The following is a 19750-nucleotide window of genomic DNA, read 5'->3' as shown; positions in this document are numbered from 1 at the left end:
ACGGTGGTGGGGACCGTGCCCCGAGACTCCCGGGAGGGATGATGGGTCAGCCCGACGAGGACTTCACCCCCGGCGACCACCTCGCGCCCGACGAACGCGACCCCGAGGCGGACCCGGCCGACGCGGTCGAGCAGGCCACTGTCGCCGGCCCGGCCGACGTCGACAGCGAGCCGCACCGTGGCCTGGAGGTCGGCGACTGGGACGCGATGGAGCAGGCCCGGGTGGTCACCGGGGACGAGGACGACTACCGCTGATTCCGTCGCGGGGTCGGTTGCCCGTTGCGACAGGGGTGTCAGCCGTTCGGGTCATTAGACGAATATCGATCCGAAAGGGGTTACCGGAGGAGTCTGGGCGTCCCTAGGTTGGACGAGCGCCACCTGTACCCCCACGGGAGGACCTCATGCTCAAGCACTCGCTCCGCTGGCTGACCGGGCTCGGCGCCGCAGGCGCGTTGATCGCCGCCTCCGCCACCCCTGCCGTCGCCGCACCCACCATCGAGCCCTACTTCCAGGACGCCACACTGGCCATCGGCTCGGAGGCGACCATCCGGGGTCTGTTGCTGCACGCCGACGAGCCGACGGTCCTCACCGACGTCTCCGTGCGGTACGACTACCGCTCCCTGGCCAACAAGGTCACTGTGACTCCTGCCGACGGCCAGGAGTGCACCGCGCCGGAGCAGGGCGTTCTCGTCTGCACTGAGCCTTCCGATGTCGTCCTGTACGAGATGCCGCCGCTCGGCAGCGGGATCTACCGCAACGGAACCAAGCGGGTGCACCTCGGCCTCACCGAGAATGCGCAGCTCGGCGACTCCGGCGACGTCGTGGTCAGCTTCCAGGCGGCCGGCGGTCAGCGCGGCAGCTACACCTCCCGGGTCCGGGTCGGCGAGGGGGTCGACCTGGCCGGCGGACCGTTCACCAGCCTCTCCGCCAAGCCGGGTGGGAAGTTCACTGTGCCGCTGGTCGTGGCCAACGCCGGCGACATGACCGTCACCGGGTTCGTCGCGGTCTTCGACCTCCCCTACTCGATCCGAACCAGGGACCGCTTCAGCAACTGCCGCTACTCCGACGACCACCTGGTCTCCTGCCACTTCGACGAGGACATCCCGGTCGGCACCGGGCTGGCCACCACGCTGAACCTCGAATTCGGCAAGGACACCTACGCGCCGGCCAACCACTCCGGCTACGCCCAGTTCATGACCACTGCCGACTTCGAGGACCTGACCCGGGTGCGGACGGCCGTCGGCGCCCGAGCGGCCACCCCCGGCAGCGGCCCGAAACTGACTCTTGCCGAGGCCCCCGACAGGGTGCGGCAGGCCGACCAGACCGATGTCGGCCCGGGTAACGACTACACCGGGTGGACCATCAAGGCCACCGGCAGGAACGGCACCGACCTCGCGGCGATCGGCGCCACGCTCAAGGGCACGGCCGGCACCGTCGTCACGGCGACCGTCGGCTTCCGGAACAACGGCCCGGCGACGCTCGACAGAACGAACGGGGACTTCGAGGCCGCCACCCACACCGACGTCGAGCTGCCGCCGGGCACCACCGCCGTCGAGGTCCCCGACAGTTGCCAGTTGCGGCAGGGCACTCGCACCTACCAGTGCGCGTCGGAGATGCTGCTGGTGGCCGGGCAGAGCTACCCGCTGAAGTTCCGGCTGCGCATCGACAGGGTCATTTCCGACGCCCGGGGTGCGGTGCGGGTCAACGCGCGGTGCGAGTGCTCCGCCGGCGGCGGCTTCAAGGACGACACCAAACCGGCAAACGACACCGCCCCCATCGTGGTCAACGCGGCCCAGGGCGGCGGTGGCCAAGGCAACGGTGACGGTGATGGTGATGGTGATGGTGGCGGTGGCGGTGGCTCACTGCCCATCACCGGTGCTCCCACCACCCTGATCGCCGGCATCGGGGCCCTGCTGCTCGTCGCCGGTGCGGCGAGCTGCCTGCTGGCCCGACGCCGCAGCCCTCGCTCCGTGGCCTGACCCCGGCCCGCTCCGAGCGACGCCCCGCCGGCCCGTACCGGGCTGGTGGGGCGTCGTCGTGATGTCCTCGTTCGTCAGCGGACGGGATCGACCTGCTCCGGGTGCTGCGCCACCCACTGCGCCAACCGATCCTCACGCAGCGCGGCGAGGAACTCCGGGCCCTGCCTCGGGTCCAGCGGCAGCCGCGAAGCGTCGTCCACCGGGGGGCCGACCGGGAGGCTGAGCCCCACCGGGTCGACGCTCTTGAGCTCGGGTAACACCGCCACCAGCCTGGTCAGCGGCAGACCGTCGTCGTCGACCGCCAGACCCGTGCCGGCCGCCGACAGCAGCCGGGCGAGCCGGACCGGATTGGTCAGCACGTCCTGCGCGACCGCTCGCCGGACCAGCCCGGCGACGTAACGCTGGGCGTTGCGGTCCCGGTCCAACGCGCCGTCGGGCAGGTACCGCCGTTGCCGCAGCAGGTCGACGGAGGCAGCCCCGTCGAGCACCTGACAGCCGGCCGGGAAGGTCCGGCGGGTGTGCCAGGACCGAACCTCCTTCGGCAGGCACACCTCCACCCCGTCGACCGCCTCGGTGATCCGACGCAGACCGGCGAAGGTCAGCACCGCGCCAGCGTCGACGCGTACCCCGGTCACGTCGGCGACCACCCGGCGGGTCAGGTCGTAGCCGGCGTCCAGGTCGGGCCGGGGCTCGCCGGCACCGCTGTGGAACGCGCTGTTGAGCTTCTCGATCCCCCGGCCGGGGATCGAGACCTCCAGGTCGCGCGGCAACGAGATGAGGTACGGCCGGCTCCGGTCGGCCGGGATGTGCACCAGCAGGACGGAGTCCGCCAACCGGTACGACGGTTGCTCGCCGAAGCCGTCCACCCCGAGCAGCAGGACGTTCAACGCCCCGGGCTGCCCCCCAACCGGTTGACCGGACAACGGCGGGCCCTCCGCCGGTCGATCGGGCCGCAGTTGCGGCACCCCGATTCCGAGCGCGCCGAGCAGGGCGAGCGTGACGCCAGCGGCCTGGAACCGCTGCCGACGGCGACGGCGGACAGCGGCGAGCCGGTCGATCGCTACCCGCAGCGGGCCGGTCGGCGGGGTGGACGTCTCGTGCCGGGCGAACGCGGCACGCAGGTCATCCTCGATCATGTTCACGCCTCCACGTACTCGGCCCGGAGCGTGGCCAGGGCTCTAGAGATGGACGAACGGACGGTCCCGACGGCACAGCCGAGAATGTCGGCGATCTCGACGTCGGGAAGGTCCTCGTAGTAGCGCAGCACCAGAGCGGCCCGCTGCCGACGCGGCAGCCGGGACAGCCAGGACCAGACCTGGTCCCGGTCCACGGCGGACTGGGCGTGGTCGGTGGGCACCGGCACCGACGCGTCGGGCTCCCCGCGCAACAGCACCCGGCGCACCCACGAGCCGCGCCGCCAGTCGACGTACTGGTTGGTGAGCATCCGGCGTACGTAACGCTCGGGCGAATCCGCGCGGGCGACCCGACGCCAGTTGAGCTGAACCCGGACCATGGTCTCCTGGACCAGATCCTGAGCCTGGTGTGGTTCGCCGGTCAGCATCACCGCGTACCGCAGCAGCGGGGCCAGCCGCGTGTCCGCGAACTCCTCGTACGTCACTGCACCTCCCGGGGGGCTCCTGCCTCAGATGACGGAAGCGGACCGACCGAACATTGCGGTGACTCTGATCAACCTTTTGGTTTGTCTTGCTCAGCGGGCGGCTTTGCGGGCTGCCGCCAGTCTTAGCGGTTCCGTCGGCGCCACCGTCGGGCTCGCTGTCGGTTACGTCAACAACGGGCCGGCGACCGTCAACACGGGTGGCAGCGAGTCGCCCTGGATCGGCACCACCGTCACGCTGCCGAAGGGCGTCACCGCCGTCCGTGCTCCGGAGAACTGCTTCGACTCCGAGGACGACGCGTGGGAGCCGGGCAAGCCCGGCGCGCGGGTCTACCGGTGCTTCGTGGACGGCTCGATCAAGAAGGGCGAGAAGGCCGACTACGAGTTCCAGGTGCGGATCGACCAGGCCGGCGACCAGACCGGCGAGGTCAGGCTGCGCACCGGGCACGAGGAGACCGAGATCAAGGACCTGAACCCGGCCAACGACGTCGCCAAGATCCTGGTGAACGCGACCGGCGGCAACGGCGGCGGTGACGGTGACGGCGGCTCGCTGCCGATCACCGGTCAGTCCACCGGGCTGATCGCCGGCCTCGGCGCGCTGCTGCTCGCCGCGGGCGTCGGCGGCTACCTGGTGGCCAAGCGTCGCCGGACCCGCTTCGTCGCCTGACCCACCCCGCACCACAGGTGCCCCGTCGACCACCACTGGTCGGCGGGGCACCGTCGTTGGACCCCACGGCGCGGGCGGGTGGTGACGGGCCGGTCCGGCGCGGGCGGGGCCCTGGGCTTCGGTACCCTTTGTGGCCGTGGACACAGCTGAGAAGACCCGCGCTCTCGTAGAGAGCGTCGCCCTGAACCCGCTCGATCCCAAGGATCTGTTGCAGACCTTCGGGCTGATCGGCGTGTGGGTGATCCTCTTCGCCGAGACCGGCCTGCTGGTGGGCTTCTTCTTCCCGGGTGACTCGCTGCTGTTCCTCGCCGGGGTCGCCTCGTCACCGGTGGCGGACGCGATCTTCGGCGACGGCACCCGCCTCTCCCTTGCCGGCCTGCTGATCGGTGGGCCGATCTGCGCGGTCGTCGGCGCACAGCTGGGGCACTGGCTCGGAGCGCGGTACGGCCGGCCGATGTTCGAACGGCCGAACTCCCGGCTCTTCAAGAAGGAGTACGTGGAGAAGGCCGAGTACTACTTCCAGAAGTTCGGCCCGGCGAAGGCCGTCGTGCTGGCGCGCTTCATTCCGATCGTCCGGACGTTCCTCAACCCGGTCGCGGGCGCGCTCGGGATGCCGGCCAGGAAGTTCCTGCTCTGGAACATCGTCGGCGCGGTCCTCTGGGTGGACGGCATCCTGCTGATCGGCTACCTGCTGGCCGAGCAGATCTACCAGGCCATCGGCGACAAGATCGACCACTACATCCTGCCGGTGGTGGCCCTGATCATTCTGATCTCGGTACTGCCGATCTTCTTCGAGTTCCTGCGTGACCGGCGGGCTCGCAAGCGCGGCGAGGCGGTCGCTGTGGTCGCGGCGGCCAGTGCCGCCGGTGCTGTGGAGGCGGCCCGCGAGGCGTTCGACCACGACGGGCACCAGCACGGTCGTCAGCGCCCGGAGCACGGTCAGGACCGTTGAGCGGTACGACGACGGCCGGCCCCCTGGCAAGGGGGTCGGCCGTCGGCATGTCGAACCCGGCCTCCGGTGGTGCGACCGGGGACGAGCAGGTGTCAACCACCGGTGGCGCCACCCCTGGCTCGCCACCGGACGCCGCCCCGGCTCGGGACGGCGTGTAGTGCCTACGTCAGCGGGCCTTCTTGGTGGCCCGCTTACGCGGCGGGGTCAGCAGGTCGGCGATCGTCGCGATCGCACTCGGGACCAGGCTGTAGTACGCCCAGACACCGCGCTTCTCCCGCTGCAACAAGCCAGCCTCGGTGAGGATACGCAGGTGATGACTGACCGTCGGCTGAGAGAGGCCGAGCGGCGCCGTCAGGTCACAGACGCACGCCTCGCCCTCGGGGGCCGACTGGATCAGGCTGAGCAGCCGCAACCGAGCAGGATCAGCAAGGGCCTTGAGGACCCCGGCGAGACGCTCGGCATCGGCACGTTCGATCGGCTCGCCGTTTAGCGGCGAGATCTGAGGCATAGTCATTTCGGCCAACGCAGTTCCCACGTATTCCATCCTTCCACCAGCAGCATCGATCCGCCTGCATATCAGCAGATCCGAATCGGCAGACTTTTACGCCACAAGGCCGAGGTCAGCCAACGTATAGGCCGCCCGGTACGGCAATCCGGCGGCTCGCACCGCGTCGCCGGCGCCTCGATCAACAATAACCACCACGCCCACGACTTCCGCCCCGGCCTCGCGAAGCGCCTCGACAGCTGTCAAAACACTTCCGCCCGTCGTGGATGTGTCCTCCACCGCCAACACTCGACGGCCAGCCACCTCCGGTCCCTCGATCCGCCGCTGAAGACCGTGGGCCTTGCCCGCCTTGCGCACCACAAAGGCGTCCAGGGCCCGGCCGGTCGGAGCGGCGGCGTGCAGCATCGAGAGCGCGACAGGGTCCGCGCCCAGGGTGAGGCCCCCAACGGCGTCGAACTCCCAGTCGGCGGTGAGGTCCAGCAACACCCGGCCGACCAGAGGAGCGGCCCGGTGATGGAGCGTGACGCGCCGCAGATCCACGTACCAGTCTGCCTCGCGCCCCGACGAGAGCACGACCCGGCCGTGGACCACAGCCAGGTCGGTAATGAATTTACGCAGGTCGTCGTGGTCCCCCATGGCGATAGAGGTTACTGCGCAACTCTGAACGCCGTGTGCGGGGTCCACCCTGATCAGCCCCGAGGGGAACCGATGACTGGCGATGTTCGACTACGCTCAGCAACTGGCCCGACAGCGGCGCGCCAACGTCGTCCCACCACGTGATCGGTGTCGGCGGGCGGGTCGAAGCTCAGCGCTCGTCGCGACCGATCCGGCCGCGGGTGTCCCGCGCGACCGCCTGGAGCAGTCGCCGCGGTGCGTGTCGCATGCCGGCGACGACCACCTTGTACTTCCACGCCGGGATGCTGACCATCTTGCCTTTGCGCAGGTCACGCAGGGCTTCGTCCACCACATCCTCGGCCCGCAGCCACAGCCACTCCGGCGTCTTGGACATGTTGATGCCAGCCCGCTGATGGAATTCGGTGCGGGTGTAGCCGGGGCAGAGGGCCATCACCTGGACGCCGAACGGCCGCGTCGACTGCCCGACGGACTCACTGAAGTTGGTGACCCACGCCTTGCTGGCGGAGTACGTCGATCCGGGCATCGCCGTACCGAACCCGGCGACCGAAGAGACATTTATCACTGCCCCATTTCGCCGTTCAGTCATCGGACGGAGCGCCGCCAGGGTCAGCCGCATGACCGCGTGCACGTTGAGTCGCAACAGTCGCGCCTCGTCCTCCGCCGTGGAGCGCAGGAACGGTTTGTTCAGGCTGATCCCCGCATTGTTGACCAGCAGGTGCACCGGACTGCCCTCGGCGAGCCGCTGCTCCACGGTGGCGCAGCCGTCGTCGGTGGACAGATCCGCCGAGATCGTCTCCACCTCGTGTCCGTGCGTGGAACCCAGCTCGGTGGCCAGCTCGGCCAGCCGCGCCGCGTCGCGGGCAACAAGCACCAGGTGCCAGCCGTCGGCGGCCAACCGCCGCGTGAACGCCGCGCCGATGCCGGCGGTGGCCCCGGTGATCAGGGCCCGGCGCTCGGCAGTCGTGGGGTCGAGCGTCACGGAGTGGTCCTCACCTGGGCGGGTACGGGGGCGTGTGCGGCGCCGACGGGGGCTGGTGCGGGGCGGGCGGGAACATGGGCGGGGCGGTTGGCGCAGTCGAGCGGTGGCGGCCGAACCACCTGTTCGCCGCCGGCAGCACCAGCAACGTAGCTACTACAAGGTAACCGAGCGCCTGTGCGACGGAAAGCCCGGCGTTGAGCGGGATCCACCAGGACGGGTACGCGTCGCCGATCAGACCCAGCAACTCGGCGAAAGCGTGCTCGTCGGCGCCCAGTTGCAGTGGCGCGGCCCGTTCGCCGACCACCACCGCCACGCTGCAACAGCCGGCGAGCAAACCGAGCCCGCTGACCACCCAAGTCCCCACCCGGACACCGTTGCGACCGGCCAACAGACCGAGGGCCAGGCCGGCGAGCAGCGGCGCGGAGAGCACCGCTACCACCGCCGACAGCACCGCGGACGCGCGGAGCAGAGTCACCACGTCGTCGATCTGCTCCGGGCTCGCCGAGGTGTCGCGGGCGGCGGAGCGGAACGCGTCGACAGTCCCGCCCAGCACCACAAGGTCGACCACGGCGTACGCCAGCGCGGCGACAGCCATCACCAACAGCACGGTCACGGCCGACAGGACGGCGGCGGGCCGGCGGGCCGGTGCCGATTCCGGGTACGACACGACGAATCCCTCCGGTAGGCGTCGGGTTGCAACCTACTCGGAGGGATCGTCGGCGTCGTGCTTATCGAGCCGTCAACTCGTCGACGGCGGGGTTGACCCGGGCCGATCCGTGGGCGGCGTGTCGTCCGGCCGGTTCGCTGCCGGTGGCGGCGGGTAGCTCGGCTCCCCACTCGACGGATAACCCGGCTCACCCGATGCCTGCGGGTAGCCCGGCTGACCGGGCGCCTGCGGACCCGGGTAGCTGGCGCCCGGGGTCGGCGGCTCCCAGCCCGCTGTGGGCTTGCGGAAGAACGGGTTGGCCTTCGGCAACGCCAGCAGGACCAGCGCCGCGATCAGCGCGATCAGGCTGAGCACGCCGAGCACGAGGCTGACCGGGGTGACCCAGGAGGGCAGGGCCTCGTCCAGGCGGCGCTGGATCTCCTCGGGGCTCGGCCCGTCGCCGGTGGTCCCGCCACCGGTGTTGAACCCGCCGGCCGCGTTGCTGAGCAGGCCACCGCCCACGCAGCAGACCATGATGCCGCCGACGATCCAGGTGGTGATCCGGGCGCCGTTGCGGCCCTGGTTGTTGAACAGGGCCAGCACGCCCAGCACGACCGCGAGCAGCAGCAGGACGATGCTCCCGCCGATGCCGACGACGGCGAAGACGTCGGCCACCTGGTCACCATCGGTGGCGCTGTCCGCGTACGCCGCACGGACCGCGTCCCGCGTCGTGCCGAAGGTGCTGAGCGTGACGATCAGACTGATCACCTGGAGTGCCAGGAACAGGAAAAGCAGGTAACTGGAAATCGACACAATGGATGGCCGCTGACGGGCCGGCGTGCTCTGGGAATCGACCACGATTCTCCTTCCCTAAGATCGCGCCCACACCGTATCGACAACCGGCCAGTTCGGCATGCCGTGACGAGCCCGGCGCGTCCGCCCGATCCGGCTCAGCGGGCCTCAGGCACGGGGCGGGCGGATCGTCAGGTCGGCGCTGTCGAGCAGCTTGCCGCGCGCGACCCGCCAGCCCTCTTCGCCGTACGCCTCGAAGGAGAGCCGCGCGGCGCCACCGGACTGGTAGTCGTGGTAGCGCATCGTCCCGGTCGACGGCAACTCGGTCTCGCCGGTGGCGGTGTAACGCGCCTGCCCGGTCTCGGCCCAGGTGTAGCGCCGCCCGCCGAGCTCGATGGTCGGGGCGCCCGGGGTGACTGTGGCGCCTGGTTCGGCGGTCCAGAACACCAGCTCAAGTTCGGGGCCGTTCTCCACGGAGAGCCGGTGGCGGGTGCCGGAGTCGTCGTCGATGAGGTGCTGCACCCAACTCCAGTCGCCCTCGACGAGGCGGATCGTGGCAATCACCGCGTACTCCCGCTCGCGGATCCGCACGCGGTCACCAGGGGTCAGTCGGAGCGGGCCGCCGCGTGGTGGCTCCGCCGGCTGGCCGTCGGGCCGGCCCGTCGGCCGTCGGCGGGCCCGCACGACGACCACTACCACCGCGAGTACGGCAACAGCCGCCACCAGGCACGTCACCAGCGCTTCCATGCGACCACCTCCCCAGGTACGTCGGCGCAGACGGTAACAACCCTCGGCACCAGGAAGGCCCTTGCTGTGGCCGACAGCTCAGCTAGCGAAGGTGGTCGGGCAGGTCGTCCGGAGGGGCCACCGGCGGTCCGGTCGGCCCTGGTGAGGTGCCCGGCGCTCCCGGCGTCAGGTGCGCGGCCGGGTCGGGGCAGATCAGGTAGCCGGGTGGGAGCGGCTGGTTCGGCGGCAGGAAGCCCGGCACGAGCGGAGCTGTCGGGTATCCGTAACCGGTAGGGGCGTAGGCGGGGACTGGCATCACCCAGGCCGGGCCGGGCAACGCCTCGTTCTCGGTGGGCGGCACGAACCAGCGGTTCGCCGGCGGCAGGGCCAGTAGCAGGACCACTGTTGCGGAGAGGGCCAGAACGGTGAGCACACCCAGCCCGGCCGCGGGGAAGAACAGGTCGTCCCAGGGATCGGTGCCGGAGTAGAGCGTGTCGAAGAACGTCGAGGTCTCCCACTCGTCCCAGTCCGGTGACGGCTCGTCGCCGATGTCCGGCATGGTCAGCGCCGGCACGAGAAACCCTCCGGAACAGCACTGCGCGAAGCAGACCAGCAACTGCCCGCCACTGGCCACGAAGACCAGGACCCGTGCGACGTTGACGCCCCGCCGGACCGGGACGGCGGTGGCCGCCAGCCAGACCGCGAGCAACACCGCCGGCACGCCGAGGACCAGCGTCATCGCGACGTTGCCCTGCCGCTCGCCAGCCACCTCGTCCGGGTCGGCGTCCGGCACCAGCCGTACCGCGCGGTCGATCTGGCCGTCGAAGTGCACCGCCTCGGCCACCGTCAGCGCGGCCAGGCCGAGCAGCACCAGCACCACTGCCAGTTGCAGCCAGAAGGCGACGGTCACGGTGATCGGGCGGGGCGGACGCGGCGCGGTGGCGGGCGGGCTCATGGCTCGCAACGTACGGCGCGTCGTCCGCGACCGGCAGCACCAATCGGGCAGCACCGACCGGCGAATGGATCATGCTGCGGCGAGCCGCCGACTGGCGTACGTGCCAAGGGTTTCCCGGTCCATCACACAGCCGACGAACGTGGTGAACTCGCTCGGATCGTCCCGCAGCGACGTCCAGGCCGCTCGAGCCGCCTCCGGGTCGACCCGCTCCAGCAGCGTGGCCGCGTACGCCCGGCCGGCGGGTGTGCCGTCGGCCAGCACCCTGTCGAGCTGACGGCGTACCTCCTCGGGGTGGTCGCTGAGGGCGGCCTCGACCCGGTGGTACGCCTCGGTCACCGGCAACAGCGTGCCCGCGATCCCCACCCCACCAAAGGCGAGCGTGTCAGCCGCCACCAACTCGTCGACGGCGGCGCCCAATTCGCGCTCCCAAGCCTTCCGCATCCCAAACATGCCTCCACCCTTTCCCCGTCCGCCCCCACTCCACCCTGTTAATCATGAGGTTTGCGCCATGAGCGGACACTTTCCTGACACAGCCGCCTTGTTCAGGTGCCAGGCGGTGGGGTCAGTAGCCGCGCCACTCCGCGCGGGCGTAGTCGAGGACCCTCGGTTGGAGGAGGGTGCTGGGGGGCACGTTCAGACGGGCGCGGTCGGCGGGAAAGGCCGCCGCCGCCCGCAGCACGCCCGGGTCGAGGAAACGCAGCCGGGGCGCGTCGGCCGGCAGTTCCAGCACCGGCGGGACTGTTCCCGCCGCGGCGAGCAGGAACCCCCAGTCGCCGAAGGACGGCACGTCGACGTGGTACGGCACTGTGGCGAAGCCGGCTTCCCGCACCGACGCATCGATCGACCAGTAGGAGCGGGGCGCGAAGTACGGCGAGCCGGACTGCACCACCAGCCGTCCCTGCTCGGCGAGCACCGACCTGATCAGCGCGTAGAACTCGACGGTGTAGAGCTTGGCGGTGGCCGTCTCGTCCGGGTCGGGCAGGTCGGCGACCACCACGTCGAAGCGCTCGGCGGCGGTACGCAGCCAACCGAACGCGTCAGTGTTCAGCACCCGTACGCGGGGGTCGTCGAGCGAGCCGCCGTTGAGCGTTCGCAGCTGCGGCACGGTGCGGGCCAGCGTCACCACCGCCGGGTCGAGGTCGACAACTGTCACCCGGCGGACGTCCGGGTACCGCAGGATCTCCCGGACGGCGAGGCCGTCGCCGGCACCGAGAACCAGTACGTCGCCGCGCCTGCCGCGCATCGCCGGATGCACCAGCGCCTCGTGGTAGCGGTACTCGTCGACCGAGCTGAACTGGAGATCACCGTTGAGGAACAACCGCAGGTCGGTGTCGGCGTGGCCGACCTCCCGCACCGACCGGGTCAGCACGATCTCCTGGTAACGGGAGCGTTCGGCGTACACCACGGGGTCCCGGTAGAGCTGCTGCCGGGCGGTCACCTCGAAGTCGGCGGCGGTCACCCAGGCGTAACCCAGGCAGAGCGCGACCACTACAGAGCCGGCGCCGAGGACGAGCCGGGCGCGGCGGCTCAGCTCCCTCCGGAACACCGTGCAGACCAGGGCGAGGCCGGCCACCGCATTCACCGCGCCGACCACCAGGGCACCCTTGAGCTGGCCGAAGACGGGGATCAACAGGAACGGGAAGGCGAGCCCGCCGAGCAGCGCGCCGACGTAGTCGGCGGCGAACAGGTCGGCCACCGCACTGCCGGCGGCCTGCTCGCGGATGCGCTGCAGCATCACCATCAGCAGCGGAATCTCCGCGCCGATCAGCAGTCCCAGCACGAAGGCGGTGCCGACCAGCGCCGGGCCGTACAGGTCGAGCCAGGCGAAGGCGGCGTAGAGGCCGAGTACGGACAGACCACCGAGCAGGGCCAGGGTCAGTTCGATCACCGCGAACGCTGCGGCGGCCCGGGGCTGCAACGGCTTCGCGACCAGCGCGCCGACCCCCATCGCGAAGACCATCACGCCGAGCACGATCGATGCCTGCCCGACGGTGTCGCCGATCAGGTAGCTGCCGAGCGCGACCAGGGCCAGCTCGTAGACCAGCCCGCAGGCGGCGCACACGAAGACAGCGACCAGCACCGCCGCGCGGGCCAGCCGCCAGTGCGGCCGGGCCTCGGTGCCGCCGTCGACCACCGGAAGCGCCCCGGTGCTCATGACTTCCCCGGGTACGGCCGGCCAGCACCGCCCGGTCGCGGTCCCTCGGTCATCAGAGGATCGCGGCGGCGATGATCGCGCCGGTGGCCAGGTGCACCACGGCCGACACCCACACGGCGGGGTGCGGCTCCGGGTCGACCAGCAGCTCGCCGAGCCGGCCCGGGGTCACCGCGTCGAGCAGCAGGAACGCCACGGCCATGACGACCAGGCCGACGATCCCGTACGCCGCCGCGCCGACCAGCCCCAGGGCGAAGTCGTCGTCACTGGCGACGATCGCCGCGACCACTATGGTGCCGACGCCGAGCAGGTTGGACGCGAGCAGCAGCGCCGCGTTGCGGTTGCGCCCGGTCCAGATCAGTTCGTGCAGCTTGCCGGGAGTGGTCAGGTCGACCAGCGCGTAGCCGACGCCCATGAGGACGACGCCGACCGCGCCGAAGGCGAGGGTGGCCAGCAGATCGGTGACGAGGTTCTGCACGGTGGGCTCCAGGTGAAGGGGGGAGGCGTCGGGCTACTTGCCGGCGCCGGGGCCGCCGCCCCGAACGCTGCTGCCGCGTCCCCAGCCCCAGTACGACCCGACGGTCGAGTGGTAACGGGGGTGAGCGGTGTCCATGTCCTCGAGCAGGATCACCGAGCCGGTGGCGATCGGCAGGATCACCACCGAGTCGTCGTCGTAGCGCAGGTAGACGCCGCTGCCGTCGGCGTACCGGTCGGACGGCTTCCACGCGTCGGTCAGTTCCTTGGCGACAGTGGTCGGTGACTTGGACGAGGTGTACGCAATCGCTTCCCGACCGATGTCCCGGCTGGCCGCTCGCGAGTACCTGTCCTGCACGTAGGCGCGCGCGGAGAAGGTGCCGTTGACGAGGGCGAAGGTCGCGACCAGCACGCCGACCACGGCCGCCGCCGCGCCCACCACGAACCAGCGTCGGTACGTCATCGCAGTGCCACCACCGTCTCGGTCAGGACCAGCTCATTGCTCTGGGGGTACGCGTGCCAGGTCCGCCAGCCGACCGACCGGTGCGGCAGGTCGGTGCGCACGGCCAGCGCGGTGACCGCGTCCGGGTCACCGGGAAAGACTCCGACCAGGGCGTACGGGTCGTCGGCCAGGTCGGCGCGGAGCCCGGCGATCCGGGTGTGCAACTCACCGTCGGCGGGGCGCAGCACGCTGGCGGTGAAGCGGTAGCCGCCCGCCTCGTCGTCCAGGGCCCCGGGCAGGTGCGGCGGCCGACCAGGCAGGCAGGCAACCGTCTCGGTGAGTCCGGCCGCACCTCCGGGTTCGGCCAGCACGACCTGGTGGGACGCGCCGAGCAGGCGCAGCCGTATCCGGACGTCCCCGGGCAGCGTGAGGTCGCGGACGTGCAGCGCGGGCCGCTCCGGGCCGCCAAGTGCCAGGCTCAAGTCGGCGGCGCAGGTGTCGACGTATGGGGCGTGGAGGCTCACCAACACGTCAGCTGGCCTCCGGCCCGGCCTGCGGGTACACCATCACGTCGGCGCGGTGCAACTGCTCGCCCCGGGCGACCTCCCAGCCGGCCTGGCCGTACGCCTCGAAGGAAAGCCGTTCGCCGCCCTGGGCCCGGTAGTCGTGGTATCGAAGGGTGCCGCTGGGGTCGAGGCCGGTGCTGCCGGTGGCCGTGAAGCGGGCCTGACCGGACTCCTCCAAGGCGTAGCGGCGGCCGGCAAAGTCGAGGGTGGACGCGCCCGGGGTGATCGTGGCGGCCGGCTCGGCGGTCCAGAGCACCAACTCCAGGTCCGGGTCCTCCTCCACTGAGAGCCAGCGCTTGTCGCCATCGACGGTGTCCAGCAGGTGCTCGGCCCAGCTCCAACTGCCCTCATTCAGATGCACCGAGCCCCGGACCGCGTACGACACCCGGCGGATCTCGACGATGTCGCCGGGCTTGAGCCTGCGCGGGTCGCCGCGGAGCGCGTCGCTGTCGGTGTCCCGGAACGGGTCTGCGGGTGCCGCCGGCCGGGCGGCCTTACGGCCCTTGCGCAGCGCCACCACCGCCACCACTACCCCGGCGACACCGATCAGACACCCCAGCGTCGTCACCAGGTACGCCACGGGACCGTTCATGCCGACCACCTCCCCAAGTGCGTCGGCGGGAACGGTAACAACCCCGCGCACCTGGAGAAACTCATCATCGCCTGGTGATACGGCGGCTACGGAGCGTCCCGGTGGGACGCCGTCGGGGGCGGAGAGACGGGTCGGGCCGACCCCGCCGGCGAGGCGGGATCGGCCCGGGTGCGACGGATCAGGCGGAGGTGACGGCCAACCCTTCCTTCGCGTCGGCCAGGTCGACCTTGACGGTGTCGCCGTCCCGGATCGTTCCGGAGAGCAGTGCCTTGGCCAGTTGGTCTCCGATTGCGGTCTGGACCAGGCGACGGAGCGGTCGCGCGCCGTAGATCGGGTCGTAGCCGTGCTCGGCCAGCCAGTCCCGGGCGGCATCGGTGATCGCCAGACCCAGCCGGCGATCGGCCAACCGCCGCCGCATCCGGTTCAACTGGATGTCGACGATGGAGCGCAGGTCGTCCCCACGCAGCGAGGCGAAGACCACGATGTCGTCCAGCCGGTTGAGGAACTCCGGCTTGAAGTGCGACCGGACCACCGCCAGCACTCCCTCCCGGCGCTGCTCATCGGCGAGCGTCAGGTCGCTGATCACCGACGACCCGAGGTTGGACGTGAGGATCAGGATCGCGTTACGGAAGTCCACGGTGCGGCCCTGGCCATCGGTGAGCCGGCCGTCGTCGAGCACCTGGAGCAGCACGTCGAAGACGTCCGGGTGAGCCTTCTCCACCTCGTCAAGCAGCACCACCGAGTACGGCCGTCGGCGCACCGCCTCGGTGAGCTGACCACCCTCGTTGTAACCGACGTAGCCGGGCGGGGCACCGACCAGGCGAGCGACCGAGTGCTTCTCGCCGTACTCGCTCATGTCGATGCGGACCATGGCCCGCTCGTCGTCGAAGAGGAACTCGGCGAGGGCCTTGGCCAGCTCGGTCTTGCCGACGCCGGTGGGGCCGAGGAACAGGAAGCTGCCGGTCGGGCGATCCGGGTCGGCGATGCCGGCCCGGGCACGGCGTACCGCGTCGGAGACCGCGCCCACCGCCTCGATCTGGCCGACCACCCGGCCGCCCAGCGACTCCTCCATCCGCAGCAGCTTGGCCGTCTCACCCTCCAGCAGGCGGCCGGCGGGGATGCCGGTCCAGGAGGCGACCACCGCGGCGATGTCGTCCGCGCCGACCTCCTCCTTCAGCATCGCGCCGTCGGCCTGGAGCTGGGCCAGCTCCTCCTCGGCCTGCTTCAGCTCGACCTTCAGGGCGGGGATCCGGCCGTAGCGCAGCTCGGCGGCGCGTTCCAGCTCGCCGTCCCGCTCGGCCCGCTCGGCCTCACCGCCGAGGCGTTCCAGCTCCTCCTTGGCTGTGGAGAGCTTGGTGATGTGGCTCTTCTCCGTCTGCCAGCGCTCGGAGAGCACTGTGAGCTGCTCGCGCTTGTCGGCCAACTCCTTGCGGAGTCGTTCCAGCCGCTCGGCCGAGGCGGCGTCCGGCTCCTTGGCCAGCGCCATCTCCTCGATCTCCAACCGGCGGACCGCCCGCTCGATCTCGTCCACCTCGACCGGACGGGAGTCGATCTCCATCCGGAGCCGGGACGCGGACTCGTCGACGAGGTCGATCGCCTTGTCCGGCAGGAACCGGTCGGTGATGTACCGGTCGGACAGCGTCGCGGCGGCCACCAGCGCGGCGTCGGTGATCCGTACGCCGTGGTGCACCTCGTAGCGCTCCTTGAGCCCACGCAGGATGCCGATGGTGTCCTCGATGGTCGGCTCACCGACCAGCACCGGCTGGAAACGGCGCTCCAGCGCCGGGTCCTTCTCGATGTGCTCGCGGTACTCGTCAAGCGTGGTGGCGCCCACCATCCGCAGCTCACCACGGGCCAGCATCGGCTTGAGCATGTTGCCGGCGTCCATCGAGCCCTCGCCCTTGCCGGCGCCGACGACCGTGTGCAGCTCGTCGAGGAACGTGATGACCTGCCCGTTGGAGTTCTTGATCTCCTCCAGGACGGACTTCAGCCGCTCCTCGAACTGGCCGCGGTACTGCGCGCCGGCGACCATCGCGCCGAGGTCCAGCGAGATCAGCTTCTTGTCGCGCAGGGACTCGGGCACGTCGCCGGTGACGATCCGCTGGGCCAGGCCCTCGACGATCGCGGTCTTGCCGACGCCGGGCTCGCCGATCAGCACCGGGTTGTTCTTGGTACGCCGGGAGAGCACCTGGATGACCCGACGGATCTCGGAGTCCCGGCCGATGACCGGGTCGATCTTGCCGTCCCGGGCGCTGGCGGTGAGGTCGACGCCGTACTTGGTCAGGGCCTGGTAGGTCTGCTCGGGGTCGGCGGTGGTGACCCGGCGGTCCCCGCCGCGGACGGTCGGGAAGGCGGCGACCAGTGCCTCCTCGGTGGCGCCGGCGGTCTTCAGCGCGCCGGACACCGCTCCGCCCACCCGGGCCAGGCCGGCGAGCAGGTGCTCGGTGGAGGTGTACTCGTCGCCCAGCGGCCGGGCGATCTGCTCGGCGGCGCCGATGGCGTTGACGAACTCCCGGGCCAACGTCGGCTCGGCGATGCTGGAGCCGCGCGCGGCCGGCAGGTTGTCGACAGCGCGCTGGGCGGCCTGGCGCAGCTCGGTCGGGTCGGCCCCGACGGCGCGCAGCAGGCCGGTGGCGGTCGAGCCGTCGGTGTCCAGGAGTGACAGGAGCAGGTGCCAGGGCTCCACTGTGGCGTGACCACGCTGGTTGGCCAGCGCGACAGCGCCCGTGATGGTTTCGCGGCTCTTTGTGGTGAGTCTTTCGGTGTTCATGGGCTCCCCCGGATCGGCGTTGTCCACTGGGTTGGACACAACCAGAGTTGAGCGTATTCCGCTCAACCTTAGCGCGTGACGCCCATCACTCCCGGCGCCGCCACCGCCAGTCGAACTCGCCGGCCGCCGGAGGCGGGCCGGGCAGCGGGTCCGCGCCCGACGCCGACGACAGACCGGCCAGCAGGACCGCGAGCTGCCGGCGGCGCAGTTGGCGGGTCCGCTCCGGATCGGGTACGCGGACCGCCGCGCACGCCTCCAACAACAACCCCAGGTCGTGTACGACAGCGTCGGGGCGCAGCCGCCCACTGGCGTGGGCCCGGTCGACCAGGGCGGTGGCCAACTCACCGGCGCGCATCGCGTCCCGGCCCATCTCCTCGGTCGGAGTGAAGGTGCCGGCCAGGTGGACGGTGAGCGAGTGCACGTCGGCATCGACCACCCGGGCCAGGAAACCGGTGAACGCGGCCCAGTCGTCCGGCTCGTCGAGGGCGGCCTCAGCCTCCGCGACGTACCGGCGCAGCCCGTCGTGGCAGAGCTGGCGCAGCAGGTCCTCCTTGCCCGCGTAGCGCCGGTAGAGCGCGCTGATGCCGACGCCCGCGCGGTCCGCGACGGCGGCGATCGGGGCCTTCGGGTCGTCGAGGAAGACCGCGCGGGCGGCTTCGAGGATGACCTCGTCGTTGCGGGCGGCCTGGGCGCGGCGGCCGCCCAACGTCTTGCCGGAAGTCGTTGACATGCCCTCAGCCTAGCAGTGGAACGGATCGTTCCGCTCTGCTATGGTGATTGCAGAACGAAACATTCCGTTCCGAAGGGGTTCCCTCATGAGCGACACCGCGATCCGCCCGTTCCGCGTCGAGATCCCGCAGACCGCCCTCGACGACCTGGCCGCCCGGCTGGCCCGCACCAACTGGCCCGTCGACCTGCCCGCGGCGGGCGACTCGTACGGGATGAGCAGCGACCGGGTACGCACCCTCGTCGACCACTGGCAGGGCAAGTTCGACTGGCGGGCCGTCGAGACCCGGCTGAACGCCCACCCGCAGTTCGTCACCGAGATCGACGGCGAGCAGATCCACTTCCTGCACGTCCGGTCGTCCCGGCCGGACGCCACCGCGCTGGTGCTCACCCACGGCTGGCCCGGGTCGGTGCTGGAATACCTCGACGTGATCGCCCCGCTCACCGAGCCGACCGACCCGGCCGCGCCGGCGTTCCACGTGGTCATCCCGTCGCTGCCGGGCTACGGCTTCTCCGGCCCCACCCGCAGCGCCGGCTGGAACCGGTTCCGCATCGCCCGCGCCTGGGCCGAGCTGATGAACCGCCTGGGGTACGACAGCTACGGCGCGATCGGCAACGACGCCGGCTCGATGATCGCGCCGGAGTTGGGCCGGGTCGATCCGGAGCGGGTGCTCGGCGTACACGTCACCCAACTCTTCTCGTTCCCCTCCGGCGACCCGGCCGAGTTCGCCGGGCTCTCCGAGACGGACCAGGCGGCGCTCGGGCACCTCCAGTGGTTCTACGAGAACAAGTTCTCCTTCAACCAGGTGCACAGTCAGCAGCCGCAGACCCTGGCGTTCGGCCTGGTCGACTCGCCGGTGGGGCTGCTCGCCTGGAACGCCCAACTCTTCGACGAGAGCCTGGACGCCGACTTCATCCTGGCCAACGTGGCGCTCTACTGGTTCACCGGCACTGCCGCCTCGGCGATCCGGCTCTACTGGGAGGACGCGCACGCTGGCGAGGCGCCGACCGAGCCGACCACCGCTCCGACCGCGCTGGCCATGTTCCCCGGCGACTTCCAGTCCATCCGCCGCTTCGCCGACCGCGACCACGCGAACATCGTCCGGTGGACGGCGTACGAGACCGACGTTGACGGCCGGGGCGAGGTCGGCGGCCACTACGCGGCCCACCAGGCCACCGGGGTGCTGGTCGCCGACATCCGCGAGTTCTTCGCCAGCCTCCGCTGACCGTAGGCGTGCCCAGGTGCCCGCGCCCGCTCTGCCGGCGCGGGCACCAACGCGTCCCAGCCCCGGCCCTCGGCCCGTCCGGCCCCGGCCCTCGGCCCGTCCGGCCCCGGCCCTCGGCCCGTCCGGCCCCGGCCCTCGGCCCGTCCGGCCCCGGCCCTCTGCCCGTCCGGCCCTCGGCGCGTCCGGCGCGGTTGATCGACTCGGCTTTCAGGAAGTCGGGGCATCCCGCCACGTCGGATACCGCGGTTTCACTGAAGTCGAGTGGACCATGGTCGCTGCGGTACGCCGGGGGCGCCGTCCGTCCAAGATCTGCGCCTCTTTCACGACCCGTTCGCCTTGGCACGGCGGAGT

Annotated in this window: 22 protein-coding genes; 5 read left to right on the top strand and 17 right to left on the bottom strand. The window is 71.0% G+C overall.

Translation table 11 applies throughout. The annotated features are described in order from the left end of the window. Positions 1 to 41: 41 nt before the first annotated feature. Complete coding sequence (locus MED01_RS34670; protein WP_238672736.1) at positions 42 to 254, top strand: hypothetical protein; 213 nt, start codon at positions 42 to 44, stop codon at positions 252 to 254. Positions 255 to 400: 146 nt separating this feature from the next. After that, positions 401 to 1978 (top strand): LPXTG cell wall anchor domain-containing protein, encoded by a 1578-nt coding sequence (locus tag MED01_RS34665; protein WP_238672735.1) that lies wholly within the window; start codon positions 401 to 403, stop codon positions 1976 to 1978. 74 nt (positions 1979 to 2052) lie between these two features. On the opposite strand, the gene MED01_RS34660 is transcribed toward MED01_RS34665, so the two are convergent. Further along, positions 2053 to 3114: an LCP family protein gene (locus MED01_RS34660; RefSeq protein ID WP_238672734.1), complete on the bottom strand. Its 1062-nt coding sequence runs from the start codon at positions 3112 to 3114 to the stop codon at positions 2053 to 2055. 2 nt (positions 3115 to 3116) lie between these two features. Continuing rightward, positions 3117 to 3596, bottom strand: coding sequence for a SigE family RNA polymerase sigma factor (locus tag MED01_RS34655; protein WP_112586142.1), 480 nt, complete (start codon positions 3594 to 3596; stop codon positions 3117 to 3119). Between the two features lie 103 nt (positions 3597 to 3699). Here MED01_RS34655 and MED01_RS34650 point away from each other — a divergent pair, with 103 nt between their 5' ends. Both MED01_RS34650 and MED01_RS34645 read left to right on the top strand, forming a co-directional pair. Then, the gene (locus tag MED01_RS34650) at positions 3700 to 4260 is read left to right on the top strand and encodes an LPXTG cell wall anchor domain-containing protein (RefSeq protein WP_238672733.1); all 561 of its coding nucleotides are present in this window, start codon (positions 3700 to 3702) and stop codon (positions 4258 to 4260) included. Positions 4261 to 4390: 130 nt separating this feature from the next. Beyond that, a complete protein-coding gene (locus tag MED01_RS34645; protein WP_238672732.1) occupies positions 4391 to 5212 on the top strand; it encodes a DedA family protein in 822 nt (273 codons plus the stop codon). A gap of 166 nt (positions 5213 to 5378) precedes the next feature. On the opposite strand, the gene MED01_RS34640 is transcribed toward MED01_RS34645, so the two are convergent. The 15 genes from MED01_RS34640 to MED01_RS34570 form a co-directional block, all read right to left on the bottom strand. Further along, entirely contained in the window at positions 5379 to 5756 is a 378-nt protein-coding gene (locus MED01_RS34640; RefSeq protein ID WP_030332125.1) for an ArsR/SmtB family transcription factor, read from the bottom strand. A gap of 57 nt (positions 5757 to 5813) precedes the next feature. Continuing rightward, a complete protein-coding gene (pyrE, locus tag MED01_RS34635) occupies positions 5814 to 6353 on the bottom strand; it encodes an orotate phosphoribosyltransferase (protein WP_112586136.1) in 540 nt (179 codons plus the stop codon). A 169-nt stretch (positions 6354 to 6522) separates the two neighbouring features. Further along, entirely contained in the window at positions 6523 to 7332 is an 810-nt protein-coding gene (locus MED01_RS34630; protein ID WP_238672731.1) for an SDR family NAD(P)-dependent oxidoreductase, read from the bottom strand. A 10-nt stretch (positions 7333 to 7342) separates the two neighbouring features. Continuing rightward, positions 7343 to 7999, bottom strand: coding sequence for a hypothetical protein (locus MED01_RS34625; protein ID WP_238672730.1), 657 nt, complete (start codon positions 7997 to 7999; stop codon positions 7343 to 7345). A gap of 72 nt (positions 8000 to 8071) precedes the next feature. Beyond that, complete coding sequence (locus MED01_RS34620; protein ID WP_238672729.1) at positions 8072 to 8836, bottom strand: hypothetical protein; 765 nt, start codon at positions 8834 to 8836, stop codon at positions 8072 to 8074. Between the two features lie 102 nt (positions 8837 to 8938). Then, positions 8939 to 9517 carry a DUF4178 domain-containing protein gene (locus tag MED01_RS34615; RefSeq protein ID WP_238672728.1) on the bottom strand — a complete coding sequence of 193 codons (579 nt, stop codon included), beginning with the start codon at positions 9515 to 9517 and terminating at the stop codon, positions 8939 to 8941. Positions 9518 to 9599: 82 nt separating this feature from the next. After that, a complete protein-coding gene (locus MED01_RS34610) occupies positions 9600 to 10451 on the bottom strand; it encodes a hypothetical protein (RefSeq protein ID WP_238672727.1) in 852 nt (283 codons plus the stop codon). A 69-nt stretch (positions 10452 to 10520) separates the two neighbouring features. Next, positions 10521 to 10901 (bottom strand): hypothetical protein, encoded by a 381-nt coding sequence (locus MED01_RS34605; RefSeq protein WP_112725824.1) that lies wholly within the window; start codon positions 10899 to 10901, stop codon positions 10521 to 10523. A gap of 112 nt (positions 10902 to 11013) precedes the next feature. Continuing rightward, positions 11014 to 12606 (bottom strand): polyamine aminopropyltransferase, encoded by a 1593-nt coding sequence (locus tag MED01_RS34600; protein WP_238672726.1) that lies wholly within the window; start codon positions 12604 to 12606, stop codon positions 11014 to 11016. A gap of 52 nt (positions 12607 to 12658) precedes the next feature. After that, a complete protein-coding gene (locus tag MED01_RS34595; RefSeq protein ID WP_238672725.1) occupies positions 12659 to 13081 on the bottom strand; it encodes a DUF350 domain-containing protein in 423 nt (140 codons plus the stop codon). A 33-nt stretch (positions 13082 to 13114) separates the two neighbouring features. Further along, positions 13115 to 13540 (bottom strand): DUF4247 domain-containing protein, encoded by a 426-nt coding sequence (locus MED01_RS34590; protein ID WP_238672724.1) that lies wholly within the window; start codon positions 13538 to 13540, stop codon positions 13115 to 13117. After that, positions 13537 to 14049 (bottom strand): DUF2617 family protein, encoded by a 513-nt coding sequence (locus tag MED01_RS34585; protein WP_238672723.1) that lies wholly within the window; start codon positions 14047 to 14049, stop codon positions 13537 to 13539. Before MED01_RS34585 ends, MED01_RS34590 begins: the two co-directional genes overlap by 4 nt. 1 nt (position 14050) lies before the next feature. Beyond that, positions 14051 to 14677 carry a DUF4178 domain-containing protein gene (locus MED01_RS34580; RefSeq protein WP_238672722.1) on the bottom strand — a complete coding sequence of 209 codons (627 nt, stop codon included), beginning with the start codon at positions 14675 to 14677 and terminating at the stop codon, positions 14051 to 14053. A 178-nt stretch (positions 14678 to 14855) separates the two neighbouring features. Beyond that, positions 14856 to 17447 carry an ATP-dependent chaperone ClpB gene (gene clpB / locus MED01_RS34575; RefSeq protein WP_238672721.1) on the bottom strand — a complete coding sequence of 864 codons (2592 nt, stop codon included), beginning with the start codon at positions 17445 to 17447 and terminating at the stop codon, positions 14856 to 14858. Between the two features lie 85 nt (positions 17448 to 17532). Further along, positions 17533 to 18177 carry a TetR/AcrR family transcriptional regulator gene (locus MED01_RS34570; RefSeq protein ID WP_238672720.1) on the bottom strand — a complete coding sequence of 215 codons (645 nt, stop codon included), beginning with the start codon at positions 18175 to 18177 and terminating at the stop codon, positions 17533 to 17535. An 85-nt stretch (positions 18178 to 18262) separates the two neighbouring features. Here MED01_RS34570 and MED01_RS34565 point away from each other — a divergent pair, with 85 nt between their 5' ends. Continuing rightward, positions 18263 to 19399, top strand: a complete 1137-nt coding sequence (locus tag MED01_RS34565; RefSeq protein ID WP_238672719.1) for an epoxide hydrolase family protein — start codon at positions 18263 to 18265, stop codon at positions 19397 to 19399. Positions 19400 to 19750: the final 351 nt, after the last annotated feature.

Source organism: Micromonospora alfalfae (assembly GCF_022230925.1).
GTDB lineage: Bacteria > Actinomycetota > Actinomycetes > Mycobacteriales > Micromonosporaceae > Micromonospora > Micromonospora alfalfae.
Note: the sequence above shows the minus strand (reverse complement) of the source record. Positions and strands in the feature narration are given on the sequence as shown.